The sequence below is a fragment of the Burkholderia sp. E168m22 genome (assembly GCF_001319805.1).
GTDB classification, from domain to species: Bacteria; Pseudomonadota; Gammaproteobacteria; order Burkholderiales; family Burkholderiaceae; genus Burkholderia; species Burkholderia orbicola.
Genome location: NZ_BBSK01000041.1, coordinates 1 through 4,170, shown reverse-complemented (window position 1 = coordinate 4,170; position 4,170 = coordinate 1). Strand labels below are relative to the sequence as shown.

Below are 4,170 nucleotides of genomic sequence, written 5' to 3'. Positions count from 1 at the left end.
ATATCTGCGCTACATGAAGAAAGCGCTGAACAACTGCGGCGACGTCGCGCGTGCCGCCTTCGCGAAGATCGGCGTGCTGATGGCGTCGGCGCGCCGCACCGAGAAGCCGCTGCACCCGACCAACCTGCACGTGAACCAGGCGCTGTTCCCGCGCGACACCGTGCAGTCGCGCCTGCCCGATCCGGAATGGCTCGAGCGCTGGCTCGACGAGCAGATCCGTTTCGACGGCGAATGGGAGAAGAAGGTCGTCGAGCGGATTCTGCACAACCTGTCGATCCTGTTCGAGCGCACGTTCGCGACCGCGCAGGAACTGAACCGCTACCGCAAGGAAGTCACCGGCCGCCTGCAGGCCGAAAGCGGCCCGTCGTCGGCCGCGCAGCCGGCCTGAGGCCGGCTGGTGTGCCGCCGCCGGCGCGCGTTGCGCCCGGCTCGCGGCACCGTGTCGCGCTCGTCGCATGAAGCCCGCCCGGCCGGTCCGGCGGGCTTTTTATCGGGTGCCGCCGTCGCGCGCGCCGTCGTTTATCCCGTCCGATCTCCATCATGTCCGCCACTTTCGAACGCAAGCTGATCACCCGTGATGCCCTCGTCGCGCTGCGCGCATCGCTGCCGTCGCCCGTCGTGTTCACCAACGGCGTGTTCGACATCCTGCATCGTGGTCACGTCACGTATCTCGCCGATGCGAAAGCGCTCGGCGCCTGCCTGATCGTCGGCGTGAACAGCGATGCGTCGGTGCGCATGCTCGGCAAGGGCGACGACCGGCCGATCAACCGCGAAGAAGATCGCGCGGCATTGCTCGCGGCGCTGGAAAGCGTCGACTGGGTCGTGACGTTCGGGGAAAAGACGCCCGTGTCGCTGATCGAAGCCGTCCGTCCGGACATCCTCGTGAAGGGCGGCGATTACGACATGGACGCGCTGCCGGAATCGGCGCTCGTGCGCGGCTGGGGCGGCCGGGCGCTGGCGATTCCGTTCGAGCACGATCGCTCGACCACTGCACTGCTCAAGAAGGTGCGCGCGCAACAACCGTGAGCGCGACGCGGCGCCGTCACGGGGCGGACGCCGCGAGCGGTGCGGCCGTGACGGCCGGCGCCGCGATCGGGCCGCCGACGACCGGCTGGTCGGTCGCCCGCACGAGCGGTGTCACGCGCAATGCGTCGGGCCGCACCTGCCGCGACAGCACGCCCGGTTCGCGCGGGCCGGCCGCGGGCAGCGGCCCGAACATGCCGCGCGCTACCACGAACGCGAGCATGTTGGCGAGAAAGAGAACAGCGATCAGCCAGCGCAGCATCGTCGAAACTCCTTGTCGTCATTGACGTGATTCACGTCGTTCAGTCGAGCCGGCCGCATGGCCGGCTTTTTTCATGGCTTTCGTTGACCGTTCGTGCGGGCCGCTGGCGCGGTACCGCGCGTATTGCCTCGCGGCGTGACGTGGGCCGGCCGGGCTCACTTTGGCCTGCGTCGCGACGCGCCGGCGCGATGCCGACGCTTTTGCGTCAATCCTGCGTCGTTGCCGGGGCGGCCGCGTCTGTTGCGATCAGCGCGAGCCCGGACAGGATCAGCGCGTCATGCCGCGTATGCGCGACCGTCAGCGCACGCGCGACGTCGTCCGCCGCACCGCCTGCCAACACGAGCCGCACGGGCGCCTGCCACGCCGCGACGAGATCGCGCCACGCGCGTTCGATCAGGCCGGCCTGCGCGTACAGGCAGCCGGCCGACAGCGAGCGTGGCGTATCGATCTGGAACGGTTCGGCCTGCGCGCCCGCGAGCAGGCCGCTGGCGATATCCGTGGTCAGCGTCGGTAACTGCGCGGTGTGCGTGCCGAGCGCGCGCATCATCAGCGCCCAGCCCGGCGCGATCAGCCCGCCCGTGAAGCGGCCGTCCGCGCGCAATGCCTCGAGCGTCGTCGCGGTGCCGAACGTCGCGATCAGCAGATGCTCGCCGGGAAACGCCGCGTGCGCACCGATCAGGCCGGCCCACCGGTCGCTGCCGAGCTGTTCGGGCGTCGTATAGCCGTTCGTCACGCCGCATTGCACGGGCCGCGAGCGGATCGTCGTGCGCGGCAGGCCCGGCCAGCGTGCGTCGAGCAGCGCGTCGAGCCGTGCGGCCACGTCGGCGCCCGCGACGTTCGAGATCCACGCGCCGCGCGGCCGCGGCAGGTGCGACCAGTCGGGATCGGCGCCGCCGTCGCGCGTATGGCCGAACGCGCCCGTGTCGACGAGCGAGCGCCGCGCGTCGGCGAGCGCCCACTTGATCCGGCTGTTGCCGGCGTCGATCAGCAGGTGCGGTTCGCTCATTGCGCTTCGCGCAGCGACACGTCGCCGGCCGCGATCGTTTGTATGCCGTTCGGCGTGTCGAGCAGCAACTGGCCGGCCGCATCGATGCCCGTCGCGATGCCGCGCGCGCGTTCGACGCCCTGTTCGAGCAGCACGACTTCACGGCCCGCGTACGCGTGCAGCGCGTGCCAGCGCGGCAGGAACGGCGCGAGGCCGTCGGTGCCGAACTGCGCGAGCGCGGGCGTGAGCGCGTTCAGCGACGCGGCGAGCGTATCGGTGAGGTTCGCCGACGCGCACGCGATCGACAGCGCGGCGGGCGGCAGGCCGCTCGCGAGCGTCGCTTCGCGCGCGCGCAGCGCGTCGACCTGCGCGGCCACGGCTTCCGCGCCGCGCACGTTGATGCCGAAGCCGATCACGACGGCGGTGGCGTCGGCGGTGGTCCAGACGGTTTCGATCAGGATCCCGGCGAGCTTGCCGACGATGCGCGGCGTGCCGTCGTCGTCGGCCGTCAGCAGCAGGTCGTTCGGCCATTTGAGCGCGACGCGCGTGCGGGCGTCGAGCGGCAGCGTGGCCAGCCCTTCGGCGAGCGCGACGCCGATCGCGATGCTGAGGCCGCCGAGCGCATCGACGGCGCGCGGCACGATGCAGCCGACCGAGCACAGCAGCGCATTGCCGGGCTGCGCGAACCACGGGCGGCCCTGCCGGCCGCGGCCGGCCGTCTGCTCGAACGCGACGCGCACGAGCGGCGCGGGCAACGCGTTCGCGCTGCGCGGCAGCGCCTTGAGCCGGGTCGCGACGTCGGCGTTGGTCGAGCCGGTGGCGGCGACGATGTCGAGCGGCCACGCGCGCGGCGCGGCGTCCAGGTGCGCCTCGAGCCGGTTGCGCGCGATGTGCGCGTCGCCGGATTCGGGCGTGTCGGAGGAGGTGGGGGCGTTCATGGCGCCTATTGTAGCGACAGGGGGCGTTGGCGCGCGCCGGAGGGCGCGCCCAACCTGCAGGACGACACGGCGTGGCTTAGCGCTGCATCTCTATCCGCGCTCCAGCGCCTTGATGTCCTCTTCCGACGTCATCTTGCACGCGAGCGGCGTCCTGCCCTTCAGCGCCGGGCCTTGGCGGGTCGAAACGAGGATTGGTGCGCCGCCGACGGCTCGCAGAAGACGCATACGACGCAACCACCGTTCGGCCAGGTCACGCTCGTGCGCTCCCCCAGCCGAACGGCCGTCACGGCGCGACGACCGGATGCTTCAGCGCATGCGCGGTCTCGATCCACTGCGCGTGGAACTCGTCTGCGTCGGGCCGAAGCCCGAGTTCGCCGTTGCGATAGGCCATCGCGAGCGTCTGCACGGCTTCCGGCAGCTCGTGCTCGGCGGCGCGGCGATACAGCGCGAGCGCACGCGCGTCGTCGCGCGACACGCCGCTGCCGTCGCGGTACGCGTTCGCGAGCATGAAGTCGGCGGCCGGGATGTCCGCGCGCGACGCGATGTCGAACCAGTGCGCGGCCTGCACCGGGTCGGCCGCGATGCCGTAGCCGCTGCGATAGATCAGCCCGAGGTAGTACGCGGCCGCCGGGTCGCCCTGTTCGGCCGCGGCGCCGAGCAGCGCGCGGGCGCGCACATAGTCCTTCGGAATGTCGCCGCTGCCGAGCAGCAACGCCTTGCCGAGCGCAAGCTGCGCGCGCCGCGCGGCCGGCGCGTCGGCCTTGCCCTCCGCCGCCGCGGCCGTTTCCAGCCAGCCGCGCCCCTCGTCGCGCAGCCCTGGCTCGTGCGCATCGACGAGCGCGATGCCGAGCGCCGCCTGCGCGGCGCCCGAGCCGCGGCGCGCGAGCGTGCGCAACTGGGCCAGCGCATGCGGCTCGGTCGCCTGCGTGACCATCGCCTGCCATTCGTCGAGCTGCGCGGCG

Annotated in this window: 5 protein-coding genes and 1 pseudogene; 2 read left to right on the top strand and 4 right to left on the bottom strand. The window is 72.0% G+C overall.

Translation table 11 applies throughout. The features are described from left to right. Together AP428_RS12130 and rfaE2 are read left to right on the top strand one after the other, a co-directional pair. Positions 1 to 388 (top strand): annotated as a pseudogene (locus tag AP428_RS12130) (ferritin-like domain-containing protein); the annotation flags it as partial. Positions 389 to 540: 152 nt separating this feature from the next. Next, complete coding sequence (gene rfaE2, locus AP428_RS12125) at positions 541 to 1,026, top strand: D-glycero-beta-D-manno-heptose 1-phosphate adenylyltransferase (protein ID WP_006477674.1); 486 nt, start codon at positions 541 to 543, stop codon at positions 1,024 to 1,026. Positions 1,027 to 1,042: 16 nt separating this feature from the next. On the opposite strand, the gene AP428_RS12120 is transcribed toward rfaE2, so the two are convergent. From AP428_RS12120 to AP428_RS12105, 4 genes are all read right to left on the bottom strand, one after another. Next, positions 1,043 to 1,285 (bottom strand): hypothetical protein, encoded by a 243-nt coding sequence (locus tag AP428_RS12120; RefSeq protein ID WP_054928085.1) that lies wholly within the window; start codon positions 1,283 to 1,285, stop codon positions 1,043 to 1,045. Positions 1,286 to 1,490: 205 nt separating this feature from the next. After that, positions 1,491 to 2,291: a type III pantothenate kinase gene (locus AP428_RS12115; RefSeq protein WP_054928084.1), complete on the bottom strand. Its 801-nt coding sequence runs from the start codon at positions 2,289 to 2,291 to the stop codon at positions 1,491 to 1,493. Continuing rightward, a complete protein-coding gene (locus AP428_RS12110; protein ID WP_054928083.1) occupies positions 2,288 to 3,208 on the bottom strand; it encodes a biotin--[acetyl-CoA-carboxylase] ligase in 921 nt (306 codons plus the stop codon). The genes AP428_RS12115 and AP428_RS12110 overlap by 4 nt, the downstream gene beginning before the upstream one ends. Before the next feature lie 283 nt (positions 3,209 to 3,491). Further along, positions 3,492 to 4,170: tetratricopeptide repeat protein (locus AP428_RS12105; protein ID WP_054928082.1), on the bottom strand; the 679-nt coding region annotated here is incomplete at its 5' end.

Coding starts and splice junctions, on each gene's coding strand:
- rfaE2 (WP_006477674.1), top strand. CDS start 541: ATGTCCGCCACTTTCGAACGCAAGCTGATCACCCGTGATGCCCTCGTC.
- AP428_RS12120 (WP_054928085.1), bottom strand. CDS start 1,285: ATGCTGCGCTGGCTGATCGCTGTTCTCTTTCTCGCCAACATGCTCGCG.
- AP428_RS12115 (WP_054928084.1), bottom strand. CDS start 2,291: ATGAGCGAACCGCACCTGCTGATCGACGCCGGCAACAGCCGGATCAAG.
- AP428_RS12110 (WP_054928083.1), bottom strand. CDS start 3,208: ATGAACGCCCCCACCTCCTCCGACACGCCCGAATCCGGCGACGCGCAC.